Raw genomic sequence first — 16,279 nt, forward strand, 5'->3', positions numbered from 1 at the left:
CGGCGAGCAACTTGTTGCGAGTCCAGCGCACGTAGTGCGCGATGCACCATGCGCTTGTTAAGTGATTGCTGCCTAGTAATAACTTGTAAGGTTTCTGAGCTTTTCAAGAAGCTCCTCCACTGTTTCTTTAGTATATCCAGTTGTTGCTTGTAGCTCTCCACAGAATAGCTTGTCATTGTGAGCTGCTTCTGCGACTAATTGCCTGAAGAAAACCAACTCTTCGTGTGAGAAAAGCTCTCCGATATATGCTTCTTTAGTTTTTTCAGCAATAATCTTTGCTGCACCTTCAAGCACAGGTGAAATCAAAACAACATCTCCAGCCTTTTCAATTTCATGTAAGGCTTGCGTGATATTTACTTTTAACTCTTTATCTACATCTTTCATGATTCACTTAATGCTGAACACACCAGCGTGAGCTTGCGAACGTCCGGTGCTGTGACTTGTTAAATATCTGATGAATGATCTATTGATAAACTTAAAACTCGATTTAGTAAGCTTTCTTCGGAAAGAGAGTAAAAATCAACTGCTTTTTCAGTACCGAAGCTTTGGCGGAAAAGAGCAAATTTTGCTTCCCCCACCTCATCAGTAAGTGCTTGAGCTCCCTTCAATGGAACCACAGAAAAGTAGTCTGTTTGAATTTCGCCAAAACCATCCCGGTAGGAAACTTTTAGAAATCGACTTAGGCTGATTTCTGCATAATAGCCGTGAAGCTCCACATACTGCATAAACTCGACATTGAAGTCCATCCACTTTTGATAGTTATGACTCCCTATCGAAGTAAACATTAGACCCTTCGGATTTTGAGTGACTTCAGTAGCAGAAAAGTAGCCACTCATTGCCAACTCTACCTCGATAATTTCTTGGCTCTTATCTTCTGGGTATAGCTTTACCCGCAACCAAACTGCATTTGATTCTTCTGCCGCAAATGCCGGCCCACCTAGATTATAAACCCTGAGCTCTTCCTCAGAGTAACGACCCGTATCCGAACTCCTAATCTGAACTACAGTAGCATGAATTTTTGGGCTAATAGACTGTTTCGCCACTGTTAGTTGGGCTTCAGTTAGTTCTTGTTGTTTCAGCGCCACAAAAACCTGAGATACTGAGACCAAAATAGCCATAACTCCCAGCAAAGAGGCCGCTACCGTTTCAAAATATATTTTTTTTTGGTTAAGCCATGACTTCATAAAAACTGCCCAAAGAAACCCAACTATTTAACATTTTAATAGTGCGCATGCTCGTTTACACATTTCTAAAACTTCCCCAAAAAGCTTATAAGTACTTAACTTCATATAACTTTTCTACGTTATAAACAATTTTGAAAATTGAAAAAACGAGCATGCGCGTTATTCCTTTTGTCCACAGCGCGTTATTTATTTTGTGAACTCCCTTACTCATTGATACTAAAATACTTTAAAAATCATCACCAGTACAAAACGCGCACAACTGGATTATTTATTTTGGCTAAACGCGCAAAAAACTGGCTAAGTAAAAAATAGACTGTATATTTATACATGTATTTTAGATTTATACACAAGGAATGTGATATGTCTTCTAGCCCTTTTTTAAACCATATCCGAAGCGAACTTCGGCTACGTGGATATAGCCTTAAAACCGAAAAATCTTATATTTACTGGATTCGGTATTTCATTTGCTTTCACCAATTACAGCACCCTACCCTTATGGGGGCTGCAGAAGTAAGAGACTTTCTGTCTTTTCTCGCTATTGAAAAGCATGTAGCAATTAACACCCAGAAGTCTGCACTTAACGCCCTTGCTTTTTTATACAACAAAATTCTTGATCGCCCACTTGGGGATTTAGGGTTTCAACATGCGAAACAGGGACGCCGATTACCCATTGTTTTATCTCCCGATGAGGTTCAAAAAATACTTTCTAGTTTAAATGTAAGAGACCATTTAATTTTCTCGTTATTATATAGTTCAGGTCTAAGAATCAGTGAATGTTTGCGAATCAGAATTCAGGATATTAATTTGGAACAAGGCAGTTTGAATGTGCGTTGTAGTAAGGGTAATAAAGATAGAACCACAATATTAAGTCGTAAACTCGCCAACGCTATAAAAAAGCAAAAAACTTCAGCACAAGCAATCCAACAAGAAGATAATAAAAAGGGATATGGACCATCATTACCTTTTGCTCTTGGAAAAAAGTACCTCAATGCATTTAGACAATTCAGTTGGATGTTTCTGTTTCCATCCTCTTCGATTAGCCCTCACCCCGTAACAGGAGAACTATGCCGTCACCACCTGCACGATTCAGTTCCTCGAAAGACCTTAAAGCAAGCGCTACAATGTACAAACCTTGTAGAGAAAAAAGTAAATTGTCATACGTTTCGCCACTCCTTTGCGACACATTTACTGATGGCTGGAAGAGATATTAGGACGGTTCAAGAGTTACTTGGTCATAACGATGTTTCAACAACACAAATTTACACTCATGTTATTGGACAACATTTTTCTGGCACTGACAGTCCTCTTGATCAGTTACTATAATGCAATAAGAATAAGGCAATTTATTGAACTGAAGTTCGACATACCAAGAACAGCTATTCCTTAACATTCAAAACTAGCACCACTAAACCTCTACCTTACCTTCACTCAATGCAGTGTTAATTTCTTTCCATGTTAATCCACTGCGTTTCTTGGTTTCTGACAAACTTTGCTGGGTGAGTTGGATAATTTGTGCGGAGATGGATATAGCAATTTCAAAGGGCTTTTTGCCTGTAATGTCGGGCGAGCCAACGGGACAATGGACAGAGTCTATTTCACCTTGGCTGAATGAGGCGCTGGCGAGGCGTTTGCGGAATCTAAGAGCTTTGGTTTGTGAGCCGATTAAGCCAATAAAACGACAGTCTTTTCTGTCTAATAAAGCTTCAACCAGTTGGTAATCCAGCGCATGGTCGTGGGTCATGATGAGCGCCATTTCGTTAACGCCCATTTTCTCCACGTGTTCCAACATGGACTCATACAAGAAGACTTGTGCATTGGCTGGCACGCCTTGCATTTGGCGGTCTTGAGCGAGGTTTTCCCGGCTATCCACCCAAGACACCTTCGCTTGCATGTTCGCCAATACATTCACCAAGGTAGAGGCCACATGCCCCATACCAAATATGGTAATTTTGGTGGCAGGCTCTGGAAAATATTCCAGTAAGACACTCACCGAGCCACCACAACATTGGTTGGTTTTCGCCGCCAAGGGAAAGTGCTCTAACACATGGGAAGCACTGGTTTCTCCATCACTACCACTACTTAACATAGCGCGGGCTTTTTGGCAGACAGCGTATTCCAGCTGGCCACCGCCAATGGTATCGAAGCTGTGATCTTGGGTAATAATCATCTTACTGGATGATTCCCTTGGCGCAGAGCCATGGGTGCCAATCACGGTGGCGATCACCCAAGATTGGCCTGTTTTTTCCACTTCAGCTAAGGCCTGAATCCAACTCATTGATGACATCATAAACAAACCTCCCTAAAGGCTTTTCATACTCTTCTCAGAATTTGATACAGCACCTGCACTGAACTCTTTCGCCGCTTGCATACTATAAAACACGGCTTCTGGCGTCGCAGGCACCGCCAAAGGAGGTGAAATTTGATGATCACACACAGCAGCACAAGCGTCTTTCAAAGCACACCACACAGAAATACCCAGCATTAACGGTGGTTCACCCACGGCTTTAGAACGGTAAACAGACTCTTCACTGTTAGCTCGATCAAACAACTTCACAGTGAACTTCTCAGGTACATCCGCCGAAGTAGGGATTTTGTAGTTGGCAGGGCTGTTAGTGGTAATGCGCCCTTTTTCATCCCAACTTAACTCTTCCGAAGTTAGCCAGCCCATTCCTTGCACAAAGGCACCTTCAATCTGGCCGATATCGATTTCTGAGTTAATGGAAGCACCCACGTCATGGAGAATATCCACTTGAGTGACTTTATATTCCCCAGTAAAGGTATCCACCACAACTTCAGATACAGCCGCGCCGTTAGCGTAGTACAAGAAAGGACGCCCCTTAGCGGCTTTTCTGTCGTAACCAATTTTTGGCGTTTTGTAGAAGCCAGTAGACGACAAAGACACACGGTTCATATAGGCCAGCTTCACGAACTCAGGGAAGCTCATCACCTGAGAATCACTGTCGCCTTTCCCTAGTATGACTTGGTCATCTTCAATGGCGAATTCGTCCGCAGCAATACCAAAGTGTTCCATAGCAAATTCTTGCAGGCGTTCTTTAATGGTTCTTGCCGCGTCCAATGCCGCCATACCATTTAAGTCTGTACCAGCGGACGCCGCTGTTGGTGAAGCGTTAGGGACTTTGTCCGTTCGGGTCGCCCCCACATTCACTCGTTGGTAATCAATACCGAAAGTTTTCGCTACGATTTGCGCCACCTTGGTATACAAGCCCTGCCCCATTTCTGTTCCACCATGGCTCACATGCACGCTGCCATCCGTGTAAACATGCACTAGAGCACCACCTTGGTTAAGGTGTTTGGAAGTGAAGGAAATACCAAATTTCACAGGCACTAAAGCAAGGCCTTTCTTCAAAAATGGACTTTGCTGGTTAAAAGCTTTTATCTCTTCTCGGCGCGCTCGATAGTTTGAGCTGTCTTCCAAGTCTTGAATTAAAGGCAGCAACACATCTTCATCCACGCTTTGGCCATAAGGTGTTTGACGCTTCCCTTCTTGATAACAATTGAGTTTGCGAATATCTAGGGCGTCTTTACCAACCGAGCAGGCGATTTCTTCCACCACGGTTTCCGCCAATATCACCCCTTTGGGGCCACCAAAACCACGGAATGCGGTGTTGGATACCGTATGGGTTTTACCACGGTAACCACTGATTCTGGCATTAGGTAAGAAGTACGCATTGTCGGAATGGAACATGGCCCTATCCACCACGCCGTCCGACAAATCCGCCGTGCAGCCACATTTACCGACCAAGTCGTATTCTGCGCTGATAATTTCCCCTTCATCGGAAAAGCCCACCTCGTAGCTGTTCCAGAAGTCGTGACGCTTACCTGTTTGCACCATGTCATCTTGGCGAGGCATACGATATTTCACAGGGCGACGATTACGCACCGCCAACACAGCTGCCATACAACCCAGTGTTGCTGCTTGGGATTCTTTACCCCCAAAGCCACCGCCCATGCGGCGCACTTCCACTTGCACACTTTCAACTGGCACACCCAACACTTTCGCTACCAGCTTTTGTACTTCGGCAGGGTGCTGGGAAGAAGCGTATACCACCACACCTCGGTCTTCCGTGGGGGTCGCAATACTAATTTGCCCTTCTAAATAAAAGTGCTCTTGGCCTTTGATATAGATATCTGACTTAATTTTACGGGGCGCTTTGGCCATGGCGGCTTTTGCATCACCACAGCGAATGGTATGGGTAGGTAAAACAAACTCTTGGCGTGCTAAAGACTCTTTAGGGTGAAGGGTTGCTTCCCTTGGTTTGTATTCGATTTCAGCCAGTTCCACCGCCTGCTTGGCAGCACGAAAACTGGTCGCCGCCACGGCAAAAATAGGCTGACCTATGTAATGGACAAAATCCCCCGCTAGCAGTAAATCGCCACTTAAAACAGGCGATACGTCGACTTCACCGGGAATATCCGATTGCACAATAACATCGACAACACCCGGATAAGCGCGAACTTTATCAAGGTTAACACTGACAATATCCGCATGGGACTCTGTCGATTTACCCGTCGCCACATGCAGCTCATTGGGCCATTCCGACATATCATCAATATAAATGGCTTCTCCAGTCACATGCTTTTTTGCGGACTCATGTATGGGCTGTTTTTTGGCCTTTTGATTAGATTGTTCGGTCACTAAGTTATCAGGAAGTTTACGCATGACTTGCTCCTCCTTGTGTGGATGCCGAAGTTGTTGATGCTGCTACTTCGTAGCCTAAGTCAGCATTCGAAACTGGGTGCCCTGAAAAGGTCGGCACCTGATGACCATTTAACTCCAGCAACGCCTTCCTTATTAAGCTCGCAGCAATGTCCGATCGGTACCCAGCGCTGGCTCGCATATCACTTAGTGGCGATAGCTCTTCTTTCAATGTATTCATGGCTTGCAACAAGGCTTGCTCATCATTTATTGATGCACCCAGCAGCGCGTTTTCTGTTTGGCTTGCACGAATGGGTGTGGCCGCCATGCCGCCAAAGGCAAAACGCACATCGGTAATTTTCTGATCTTCTACTGCGAAACGCACGGCCAGCATGACACTGGAAATGTCGTCTTCCATACGCTTAGAGACTTTATAAAAGCGGTGGAATAGATCGAGTTTAGCTAGGTCAATTTCAAAAAATTGAATCAACTCATCCGCCGCTAACTCTGTTTGCTTATAACCTAGGTAGAAATCATTAATATTCACCACTCGTTTGCTGCCATCCACTTTGACTAAATGAATGTCTGCATCGAGTGCTAGCAAGATAGGCGGCATATCTGCGATAGGTGAACCGTTCGCGACGTTGCCGCCAATGGTGCCACGGTTACGAATTTGTCGAGAGGCAATGCGTTCCAATAGGTGAAATAAGTGTGGGTAGCGCGTTTTGCTAAAGGCTTCTAATTCACTGTAAGTGACCGATGCCCCCAAGCTAATACTGGTTGAACTTTCTTCTATTTGAGTCAACTCTTTGACACAAGACACATCAATCAAGACATCGAAGTCATGGAATCGTTGGGTATTTTCCAACATCAAGTCCGTCCCACCAGCAATGAGAACCGCGTCTTTATGGTCAGCTTTTATCGCCAACAACTCGGCTAGTGTATCTGGCTGAAAGTAGTTATTCGCTGACTGAGCTTCTTGTTGCAAACTTTCTAACTGAGCTTTTACTTGCTCACTATTAGCCGAAATATTTGACCAAGCCTCTTCTCGCGAATGCTCGCTAATGGATTGCTCAGCAGTGGATTGCTCAGACTGCATAGCAAGACCTGCATCTATGATGGGGCGATAGCCAGTACAACGGCACAAGTTACCTGAAATGGCATCACATACATCAGAACGATTGATGGTTTTATTGGCAGACTGACTGTTCTCATAGAGGCTTGCTAACGACAGCACTATGCCCGGCGTACAAAAGCCACATTGGGAACCATGGTGGTCGACCATGGCTTGTTGAGCTGGGTGGAGTTTATCTAAGCTTTCTGACAAATATTCAACAGAGACAACATGTTTACCCGCCAATGCTTGCACGGGAGTAATACAAGAGTTGAAGGTCGAATAGGCCACTTCGCCCTCTTCCAATGCACCAACCAAGAGCGTACATGCCCCACAGTCACCCGATCCACACCCCTCTTTAGTGCCTGTTAGCCCCTGCTTTTCTCTTAAGTAACGTAACGCGGAAAAGTCGCTAGGCAGCGTATTATCAGTCACTAGCTCATCATTTAGTAAAAATTTCACCGAGCTCTCCTACAAAAACAAAAAATTATATGCAGATGAAATGCAAAAACCTGACCAATCGTACAAACTTTTAATAAAAACAACCAGTACAAAGTTAAAGCCGCTTTAAACACTAAGCAAAAGCCCCTTATCAAAGCTACGAAGATAGCATCCAGTCTTATCGAAAAACACTAAATAGCAACACAAAAAATCAGTATTAATACGTAGTAAGTATTTATTTTATAAGGAGTTAATGCGGTTAATACGTATTCAAAGCGAACACACCCTTTGTTAAGGTAGGCTCGAATCCATAGCAAAGTAGCTTATGTACTAATACAAAGTTCATTTCACACATCAGAAAAGGCTTTGCTGAAATCCGTTGATTTTGTAAAAGCCTCTCAGCGTTAGGTTCACTCTATCTAGTTAAATTTTGATACCACTAAAATCCAAAATATAAAGAAAGGCTCAAGATATTCGGCCTTTATATTTTAATTTTCTAATAAATTCTAATAAGAGGAAAAACATGGATATTAGCATCCAAGCTGCGTTTGCAGTGCTCCCCATTCTGGTCGCTGCCGTATTACTCGTCGGCTTTCGATTACCAGCCAAAATATCAATGCCAATTGTATTTGTCGTCACCGCACTCGTTGCCTTACTCGTTTGGGAGGTTACGCTAAATCGTGTTATTGCCTCTTCAATACAAGGTTTCTTAATTACTATTGCCGTTTTATGGATCATATTTGGTGCCATATTATTACTGAACACCCTAAAACATTCGGGTGCCATGACCGTCATTCGTTCTGGGTTTAATGGAGTTAGCCCTGATCGAAGAGTCCAAGTCATTATTATTGCTTGGCTGTTTGGCTCTTTTATTGAAGGTGCCTCTGGCTTCGGTACACCTGCTGCGATTGCGGCTCCTCTGCTGGTTGCAATTGGCTTCCCTGCCATGGCAGCCGTGATGATAGGTATGATGATCCAAAGTACGCCCGTTTCTTTCGGTGCCGTTGGCACACCTATCTTAATCGGTATCAATCGAGGGCTGGATTCAGAAGGGATAGGCGCGACCCTATCTTCAATTGGTTCTAATTGGGATGTCTATCTTCAGGTTATCACTTCAGAAGTTGCCATTGTTCATGGCATAGTCGGCACGTTAATTCCTTTGGTTATGATAGTGATGATGACGCGCTTCTTCGGTAAGAAGAAATCTTGGACAGAAGGCTTAAACATCCTGCCTTTTGCTATATTTAGTGGTCTTGCGTTCACCGTTCCTTATGCACTAACAGGTGTATTCCTTGGAGCCGAATTCCCATCGTTAATTGGTGCTCTAGTTGGCCTGCCAATTGTTACCTTTGCTGCTAAGAAAAAGTTCTTACTTCCAAAAAGCACTTGGGATTTTGCGCCAAGAGAAGAATGGCCTGTGGAATGGGTCAGCAAATTTGAAATGAAATTTGACACTCTAACTGATAAAGCACCAATGTCTTTAACCAAAGCATGGATTCCTTACCTTTTAGTCGCTGCCATTCTGGTGTTAACTCGTGTTTCCTCAGAAGCGAAAGCCTTTGTAACCTCTTGGGTTATTCCATTTAAAGACATTTTAGGGGAAGGTTTAGGTTATTCCATTACGCCGCTTTATTTACCGGGTGGAATTTTAGTCTTTGTTTCCTTTGTCACATATTTCTTCCATAAAATGAAATTTAAGGAAATGAAATCAGCACTGTCCGAGTCTTCTCAAGTAATGCTGGGTGCGGGTTTTGTTCTTATGTTCACTATTCCTTTGGTACGAATCTTAATCAACTCTGGAGTCAATGAATCAGGTTTTGACTCTATGCCTGTTGCCATGGCGAACTTCGTCGCTAATTCGGTTGGAGAGATTTACCCAGTTTTTGCCCCTATGATTGGTGCCTTAGGCGCTTTTATTGCGGGTAGTAATACGGTATCAAACATGATGTTGGCTCAGTTCCAATTTGGTGTTGCAAACGCATTAGGCTTATCGACTGCCTTCATGGTTGCACTTCAAGCCGTAGGTGCTGCAGCGGGTAACATGATAGCCATTCACAATGTAGTGGCCGCTTCCGCTACGGTTGGCCTACTGGATAAAGAAGGGGAAACCCTTAGAAAGACTATTATTCCAACACTTTACTACTGTTTAGTGGCGGGTATTTTAGGCCTTATCGGTATGTATGTAATTGGTTTGACTGACCCTCTACAAGGCTAATTTTTTAGCCCCAAAAAACAATAAAGCCTCCGTTAATTGTATCTCAATTTTATCGGGGGCTTTTTATTACCCGTTTATTATTGGAGGCTACTTCTATCGTGATCTACCTGACACTGCTATATTCAAAAGACAATTACATTGGGCAATCAGTGCCCGAGCCAAAGCCTTATTTAGCTTTCTACTCAGTATTCGGGTTTAAATAGCCTATTTTACTCTACAATTCCGTCACTCAAAACTCAGACATTTAGAGCTACTTCAATTCAACTTCTGCGTGCATTTCTAGTTTGAAGCCCAACCAAACGCCCCCTACCGTTGCCAATATCAACATAATAATAAGCATAAGATGAAAGCTAATGTACTCAGCCACCGCCCCCATGAGAAACGCGCCAATTGCTGGCCCGCCAAGGGCAATCATGATCCAGATACTCATCACTCGACCACGAATTTCATTATGGGTAGAAAGCTGTATCAATATTTGTGAGCCTGTACCAATCACCGTCATCAACAAGCTAATAAGACAAATCAAGCTGCCAAGAATAAAAACAGGTGGCACAAGTAAAATAGGAAGCATTGCCAGAGCTGTTCCCAGCATTGCCATCATCATAAGCTTCATTAGCCGCTGTTTATCTCCCTTCTGACGAGAGATAAACAAAGCCCCAAGAATAGAGCCAGCACCAGAACAGGCGGTTAAAACAGCCAGATCATGGGGCTGACCTTGAGTAAAAGTACCAGATAAGGCAGGTAACAATTCCATGAGTGCTCGTCCAACTTGGCTATTCACCAAGGTCATTAGCAACATTAAAAGAATAAACTCTGATTGGTAGGCGAAACGAAAGCCTTTTACTAAGTCTTCAAATTTACTTTGCTTCTTTTCCCTCTTAGCGGGCGGCAAATCACTTAAACGAGTATTGAATAGCGCCGCCACAGCAAAAAATAAGGCACTGATTAGGAAGATGTATTCCGCAGCAATAACCGTTAACAAAGCAGCCGCTATAGCAGGTGCCATCACCCGAGATGAGTTAAATATCATAGCACCCAACCCAACCGCATTTGGCAAGTTGTCTTGGTCGACTAACCGAGGAATTAACGACAAGCGTAAAGGCGAGCCAGCGGATGCCACACACCCAAACGCTAGCCCTAATAAAATTAAGCTAAACAAACTTGGTGAGAAAAACACAAAAGTCACAAAGGCAAAAAAAGCAATAAAAGACTGACTAGAAACCCAAATCAACATGCCTTTACGAAGGTCAATACGGTCGGATATCACGCCAAAAAAAGGGGTTATGATTAAGGTTGGAATCAAAAGTGCCGAGCTAATAATACCCACCCAGAGAAACGATTCCGTTTCCTCCCAAACTAACCAGCCAAACATGAATCGTCCCATCCAAACCGCGAGAGTTGCAAAGCAAGAAGCCACAAAATAGTGACGATATTGGGTTTGCTGTAACGCTGAGAAATCGAACAAAGAGCGTAATTTTTTAAAGTAGAACATGGACAGAATGGCTCAGTTAAGACGGGGTATGTTATTGTTTTCTCATCATAGCACCATCTGTTTCTTTCAGACACGAAGTGCACTTCCCCATATAGAAATTTACAGGCGAAACGTAGTCGACAAAATTGGCAAGGAGAGCAAAGTGAAAAAAGTCATTATTCTCGGCAATTCAGGATCTGGTAAATCGACACTAGCCAAGCAATTTGAATCTGAAGGGCTCGCTCATCTCGATTTAGATACCATAGCGTGGGACCTAACCCCTTCCCCGATCCGTAAACCACTAGAAGAAAGCGAACAGCAAATACTCAGTTTTATGTCAGCACATTCTTCTTGGGTCATTGAAGGATGCTATGCAGATCTTTTAGATATTTGCACACAGTACGCCAACCAAGCCATTTTTATGGATTTAGAGGTGAGTGCCTGCATTAAAAATGCTGAATCGCGACCTTGGGAGCCACATAAATACCCTTCAAAAGAAGCTCAGGATAAAAACCTAGCCATGCTGATAGAATGGATTTCACAATACCCCATCAGGACAGATACTTTTTCACGACAAGCGCATCAAGGTCTATATGAAAAATTTGCGGGAGATAAAACGCGAATTGTTGAAAACAGCGATCTAAATACGGTTTTCCCGAACAGCCATAATTGGAACAAGAGCCGTTCATCATTAGAGTAAAGGTGGACTTAGTAAAAATTAACTTATTGCAATTAGGTCTCTTCTCCAAAGAAAAACAGTAACTATGACAAATACAGGAAGGTGAACATGGATATGCCGCCAGAAGTAAAAATAATTACCGAGATATTCTTGAAAGAGATGTTGGAAGCAGACGATACGAAGAACTTCCTACTCTATACCAAACGCTACGAGGCAAAATACCTAGAGGGCTTCACGCAGGAAAGATTCTCTGATGATATTGACCAAATGCAGATGCGTAATGGCAAAAATAAAAGCTATGAGTTTTTAGCCACACTACGCAGTGCTGAAATAGAAGGCGCAGAAGTATTTAGATCTGTTTGGAAAGGTGTTTATGAAAAGCGCGACGCTGTTATTGAGATGGCGATTTATCAGAAAAACGGCAGCTGGCACCTAATTCAATCTTCGGTTCATTAGTGTTTGCTAAAAATATCGTTTGACGTAACAAAAGTAAAAAACAGTAAAGATAAAACCTTAGCCTTGAATGATAATAATTCGACTGGCATGATGCGCCAAAATTGGCACTTATAAATAAGGAAATTGCACATGAAAAAATATAATTTTTTGTCTATCCTCGCTCTCATTTTTGCATTCCAAGCACCCGCTGCGCTTGCTGAGAAAGTCGAGATTGTTTTAGTTGATAACCTAAATGGTATTCTAAACGGCTACTGCGTCGATATTGCTGGCGGCAACCGTAATGTGGACATTAGCAAAGGCTTGCAAACTCACACCTGTTACAGCTACAGAGGCTCGCTAGGTGAAGATCAAATCTTTGAAACCAGCCGCTTTGCTAACAATGAGTTATATATGCCTAACTACGATGTGTGTGCAACGCTATCTAGCTTAAATACTGGCGCTAAATTAGGCTTGGCAACATGTGAAGGTAACGAATTACAGAATATCTCGTTAACCGATGAAGGTAAGTTATCTCCACTTGCTGCGCCTAACTTATGTTTAACTGCAGGCGAAGAGACTCGCTATGGCCGTGGTGGCACTTCTAAGCATCAAATAAAAACACTAACACTGGAAAGCTGTGACTCAAGCATCGCGGCTTACCAAACATGGCGTGTACGTAGTTATGATGATGACGAAAAATAATATCTCCTAACCATTGGTGATTTATTAATAAAGCAGAGGTTAAAAGCCTCTGCTTTTTTTGCACTAAAGTTTTTCACCACCCATTTTTACCGCACTATTTTGATGCTTTCATCGTTTTATAAATTTAAATAAGATATTCCTCTCTCTCCCAGTATAAAAAAGTCATTTAAATTCAAAAGGATAGAAATAAATCACATTCAAACAAAAAATATGGAACGTTTGTTGCAAAACCATGACTGATGGAAACAAATGACATCAACTTACATTTAAACGTTGGAGCCCCCCTCAAATGAAAAAAACGATGAAAAAAACACTTGAACTTTCTTTGTTAGCAGGTCTTATCGCCAGCTCATCCGCTATGGCAGCAGATACAGTAACCTTTCAGTTAGACTGGTTGCCAGGTGGTGATAAAGCCCCTATTTATTCAGGGATTCAACAAGGCTTTTTTGAAGAAGTTGATATTGAAGTAAAAATTGCTAGTGGTCGTGGTTCTACCGATGCGTTAACTAAAATGGCAACAGGTCAGTCTGATATAGGCACATCGGACATTGGTGCACTAATGGCTGCTAAAGCGCAAGACGATGTTCCTGTTACTGCCGTGCTACCTTATTTTACTCAAGCACCTCACGCGTTTTTTACCGTTAAAGGCAGCGGTATCTCCTCGATTAAAGACTTGAAGGGCAAGAAAGTAGCAACATCCCCATTCACTTCATCCAACGCCTTCCTACCTTTAGTGCTTAAACAAAACGGTTTAACAGAAGACGATATTAAATTGGTTAAGTCTGACCCAGGAGCCCTGTCTCCTATGATGATTACAGGTAATGCCGATGCCATTATCGCTTGGGTGACCAATACCGCTTTGTTTGACGCTCAAACAAAAGAAGCAGGTAAAGAGCTAATCGAAATGCCTTGGTCTGATTCTGGCCTATCGCTTTACAGCTCCACATTGCTTGCTGCAGATAAGTTCTTAGAAGAGCGCCCAGATGTCGCGAAACGCTTTGTTAAAGCTTACGCAAAATCCATTGCTTTCACTTACCAGTACCCAGACAAAGCAGGCGCGGATATTCACAAAATGGTGCCAGAGGTGGATGCAGCTATCGCTTCCGCTCAGTTGAAAAGCATTACTGGTCTAGTTTATAACGACGTGACGGAAAAAGATGGTGTGGGTAAATTCAGTACTGACCGTATTCAGCAAACATGGACATACGTTGCTGAAGCGAACGGTTTATCAGCTGATGCACTTGACCCAACAACGGCTGTTACTACAGACTTTCTTCCGGAGTAATTAAACCATGTCACAAGATTCGCCAATGGCTTTTGTGAGCATGAAAGGTGTGGGTCATAAATATGACCCACTTCCTGATGCACCCATGGCTGTACAAGATATCGATTTAGATATAAAGAAGCATGAATTCGTTTCTGTCGTTGGGCCTTCTGGCTGTGGTAAATCGACCCTTTTAAGAATGGTGGCAGGTTTACTTATCCCATCCCATGGGGAAGTTTCCATTTTTAATCACCCTGTTACTGAGCCTCGTGATGACGTCGGCATCGTTTTTCAAAAAGCCAACCTATTGCCTTGGTTAACCGTTCGTAAGAATGTGTTATTCCCTCTAAAGCACAAGTATGGTCGCTATGGTACAGCTGACGAGAAACGAGCAAATGAACTGCTTGAAATGGCTGGTCTGACTCAGTTTGCTGACAAAATGCCAGACGAACTTTCTGGTGGTATGCAACAACGTGTTGGTATCGTCCGCGCCCTGCTATTAAATCCTGACATATTGCTGATGGATGAGCCTTTCTCGGCGCTGGACGCTTTAACTCGAGAGCAGATAGGCTTTGACCTACTCGATATCTGGAAAAAGCAGCCTAAAACCGTTCTATTTATCACCCACTCTATAACCGAAGCCGTACTGCTTTCAGACCGTATTTTGGTTATGAGTAAACGCCCAGGGACAGTGTTAGATTTAATCGAAGTAGATCTACCTCGACCTCGTTCTTCCAATACTATTAACTCTAGCCGCTTTGCAGAGTTAACCGACTTAATAAGAGGCTATATCTATGAACCAAACACGCCCGCTTAAGTCTTGGTTTGCCATTCAAGCCAACCGTTTCGCCCCACTTATCTTTTTCGTAGGGCTGGTTATTTTATGGGAACTGATTTGTACCTTAGGCAAGGTACCAAACTATGTATTGCCATCTCCATCGGCCATTATTACCGCGTTTTTTAATGTGGAATTTTCCCGCTGGATGGGCCATTTATGGGCTACTTTACGAGTCGCTTTAATGGGCTTCATTTTATCTATTCTGATCGCCTTGCCCCTATCTATTGGCATGATGCGCTCTGAATTGATGAACAGAATCCTATACCCTGCACTGATTGTGATTCAGTCCACTCCAGTGGTCGCGGTTGCACCTTTGATCATTGTATTACTGGGCACGGATGATCCTTCACGTGTTCTTATCACCTGCTTAATTACCTTCTTCCCGCTAGTGGTTTCTACCACAACAGGCATGCTGGAAACACCGCCTGAGATGATAGAGCTGAGCCAATCATTACGCGCACCACGCTACCGTGAAACATGGCAAATTCGTATCCCTTATGCGATACCGCATATCTTCAGTGGCTTACGGGTTTCTATCACTTTGGCCATTATAGGTGCTGTGGTTGCTGAGTTTGTCGCAGCAGAAGAAGGGCTTGGGTACTTTATACAATTCTCGACCTCTTTCTTTAAAATCCCACAGGCATTTTCAGGGCTAATATTCCTGTCCATCATTAGTTTATTGCTGTTTAAATCCATCCAATGGATTCAAATGTGGCTATTCCCTTGGAGCTTACCTAAGAAGAAATAATATGACCCTTAACGATATTGATACGAAGTTTTTAAGGCAAAGCTTTGAGCTGGCAGAAGAAGCGAAAAAGCAAGGTATTCACCCTTTTGCCGCCATTCTTGTAGACGACAAAGGCGAAGTGCTAATGTCGCAAATAAATGGCTATTTACCTGATTTGGATATGACAGGCCATGCTGAGCGTAAGTTAATGACTCGCGCTAGCAAGGCTTACCGTCCAGACTTTCTGGCTAAATGTACTATGTATGTTTCTGCCGAGCCTTGTGCCATGTGTGCTGGAGCCGCCTATTGGGCAGGTTTAGGGCGCGTCGTTTATGGTTTAAGTGAAGCTAGACTGAAAACGATAACGGGCAACCACCCAGAAAACCCCACTCTGGATTTACCTTGCCGCGCCGTGTTCGATTCAGGCCAAAGAAGTGTAGAAGTCATAGGCCCTTGTCTTGAGGACGAAGCGGCCAAACTACAAGAAGGGGTTTGGTAAAACCAACTTAAGAATTAAAGCGAATAACGACAACCATCAACTGGAGTAGAAGC

At 43.3% G+C, this 16,279-nt stretch carries 15 protein-coding genes; 9 read left to right on the plus strand and 6 right to left on the minus strand.

Translation table 11 applies throughout. From position 1 onward, the window contains the following. Window positions 1-72 precede the first annotated feature (72 nt). Together OFY17_RS09735 and OFY17_RS09740 are read right to left on the minus strand one after the other, a co-directional pair. Window positions 73-384 carry a hypothetical protein gene (locus OFY17_RS09735; RefSeq protein WP_263530538.1) on the minus strand — a complete coding sequence of 104 codons (312 nt, stop codon included), beginning with the start codon at window positions 382-384 and terminating at the stop codon, window positions 73-75. Between the two features lie 59 nt (window positions 385-443). Further along, on the minus strand, window positions 444-1,184 hold the full coding sequence (locus tag OFY17_RS09740) for a hypothetical protein (RefSeq protein WP_263530539.1): 741 nt from the start codon (window positions 1,182-1,184) through the stop codon (window positions 444-446). A gap of 360 nt (window positions 1,185-1,544) precedes the next feature. Here OFY17_RS09740 and OFY17_RS09745 point away from each other — a divergent pair, with 360 nt between their 5' ends. Next, the gene (locus OFY17_RS09745; RefSeq protein ID WP_263530540.1) at window positions 1,545-2,507 is read left to right on the plus strand and encodes an integron integrase; all 963 of its coding nucleotides are present in this window, start codon (window positions 1,545-1,547) and stop codon (window positions 2,505-2,507) included. Between the two features lie 82 nt (window positions 2,508-2,589). Here OFY17_RS09745 and xdhC read toward each other — a convergent pair whose 3' ends face one another. The 3 genes from xdhC to xdhA are packed head-to-tail and all read right to left on the minus strand — an operon-like array spanning window position 2,590 to window position 7,417. Then, window positions 2,590-3,471 (minus strand): xanthine dehydrogenase accessory protein XdhC, encoded by an 882-nt coding sequence (xdhC, locus tag OFY17_RS09750; RefSeq protein ID WP_263530541.1) that lies wholly within the window; start codon window positions 3,469-3,471, stop codon window positions 2,590-2,592. Window positions 3,472-3,483: 12 nt separating this feature from the next. Further along, the gene (gene xdhB / locus OFY17_RS09755; RefSeq protein ID WP_263530542.1) at window positions 3,484-5,865 is read right to left on the minus strand and encodes a xanthine dehydrogenase molybdopterin binding subunit; all 2,382 of its coding nucleotides are present in this window, start codon (window positions 5,863-5,865) and stop codon (window positions 3,484-3,486) included. Continuing rightward, complete coding sequence (gene xdhA / locus OFY17_RS09760; RefSeq protein WP_263530543.1) at window positions 5,858-7,417, minus strand: xanthine dehydrogenase small subunit; 1,560 nt, start codon at window positions 7,415-7,417, stop codon at window positions 5,858-5,860. The genes xdhB and xdhA overlap by 8 nt, the downstream gene beginning before the upstream one ends. A 502-nt stretch (window positions 7,418-7,919) precedes the next feature. Here xdhA and OFY17_RS09765 point away from each other — a divergent pair. After that, complete coding sequence (locus OFY17_RS09765) at window positions 7,920-9,611, plus strand: L-lactate permease (protein ID WP_263530544.1); 1,692 nt, start codon at window positions 7,920-7,922, stop codon at window positions 9,609-9,611. Window positions 9,612-9,861: 250 nt separating this feature from the next. Here the strand turns inward: OFY17_RS09765 and OFY17_RS09770 are convergent, their stop codons facing one another. Beyond that, window positions 9,862-11,103: an MFS transporter gene (locus tag OFY17_RS09770; RefSeq protein ID WP_263530545.1), complete on the minus strand. Its 1,242-nt coding sequence runs from the start codon at window positions 11,101-11,103 to the stop codon at window positions 9,862-9,864. Between the two features lie 142 nt (window positions 11,104-11,245). On the opposite strand from OFY17_RS09770, the gene OFY17_RS09775 reads away from it, so the two are divergent. The 7 genes from OFY17_RS09775 (at window position 11,246) to OFY17_RS09805 (ending at window position 16,226) form a co-directional block, all read left to right on the plus strand. Further along, the gene (locus tag OFY17_RS09775) at window positions 11,246-11,782 is read left to right on the plus strand and encodes a P-loop NTPase family protein (protein ID WP_263530546.1); all 537 of its coding nucleotides are present in this window, start codon (window positions 11,246-11,248) and stop codon (window positions 11,780-11,782) included. 93 nt (window positions 11,783-11,875) lie between these two features. Then, complete coding sequence (locus OFY17_RS09780) at window positions 11,876-12,217, plus strand: hypothetical protein (protein ID WP_263530547.1); 342 nt, start codon at window positions 11,876-11,878, stop codon at window positions 12,215-12,217. A gap of 129 nt (window positions 12,218-12,346) precedes the next feature. Then, entirely contained in the window at window positions 12,347-12,898 is a 552-nt protein-coding gene (locus OFY17_RS09785) for an RICIN domain-containing protein (RefSeq protein ID WP_263530548.1), read from the plus strand. A 301-nt stretch (window positions 12,899-13,199) separates the two neighbouring features. After that, window positions 13,200-14,183, plus strand: coding sequence for an ABC transporter substrate-binding protein (locus OFY17_RS09790; RefSeq protein WP_263530549.1), 984 nt, complete (start codon window positions 13,200-13,202; stop codon window positions 14,181-14,183). A 7-nt stretch (window positions 14,184-14,190) separates the two neighbouring features. Continuing rightward, window positions 14,191-14,979 (plus strand): ABC transporter ATP-binding protein, encoded by a 789-nt coding sequence (locus tag OFY17_RS09795; RefSeq protein ID WP_263530550.1) that lies wholly within the window; start codon window positions 14,191-14,193, stop codon window positions 14,977-14,979. Continuing rightward, window positions 14,957-15,748, plus strand: a complete 792-nt coding sequence (locus OFY17_RS09800; RefSeq protein ID WP_263530551.1) for an ABC transporter permease — start codon at window positions 14,957-14,959, stop codon at window positions 15,746-15,748. The genes OFY17_RS09795 and OFY17_RS09800 overlap by 23 nt, the downstream gene beginning before the upstream one ends. 1 nt (window position 15,749) lies before the next feature. Continuing rightward, a complete protein-coding gene (locus tag OFY17_RS09805; protein WP_263530552.1) occupies window positions 15,750-16,226 on the plus strand; it encodes a nucleoside deaminase in 477 nt (158 codons plus the stop codon). Window positions 16,227-16,279 lie beyond the last annotated feature (53 nt).

Source organism: Marinomonas sargassi (assembly GCF_025716875.1).
Taxonomy (GTDB): Bacteria; Pseudomonadota; Gammaproteobacteria; order Pseudomonadales; family Marinomonadaceae; genus Marinomonas; species Marinomonas sargassi.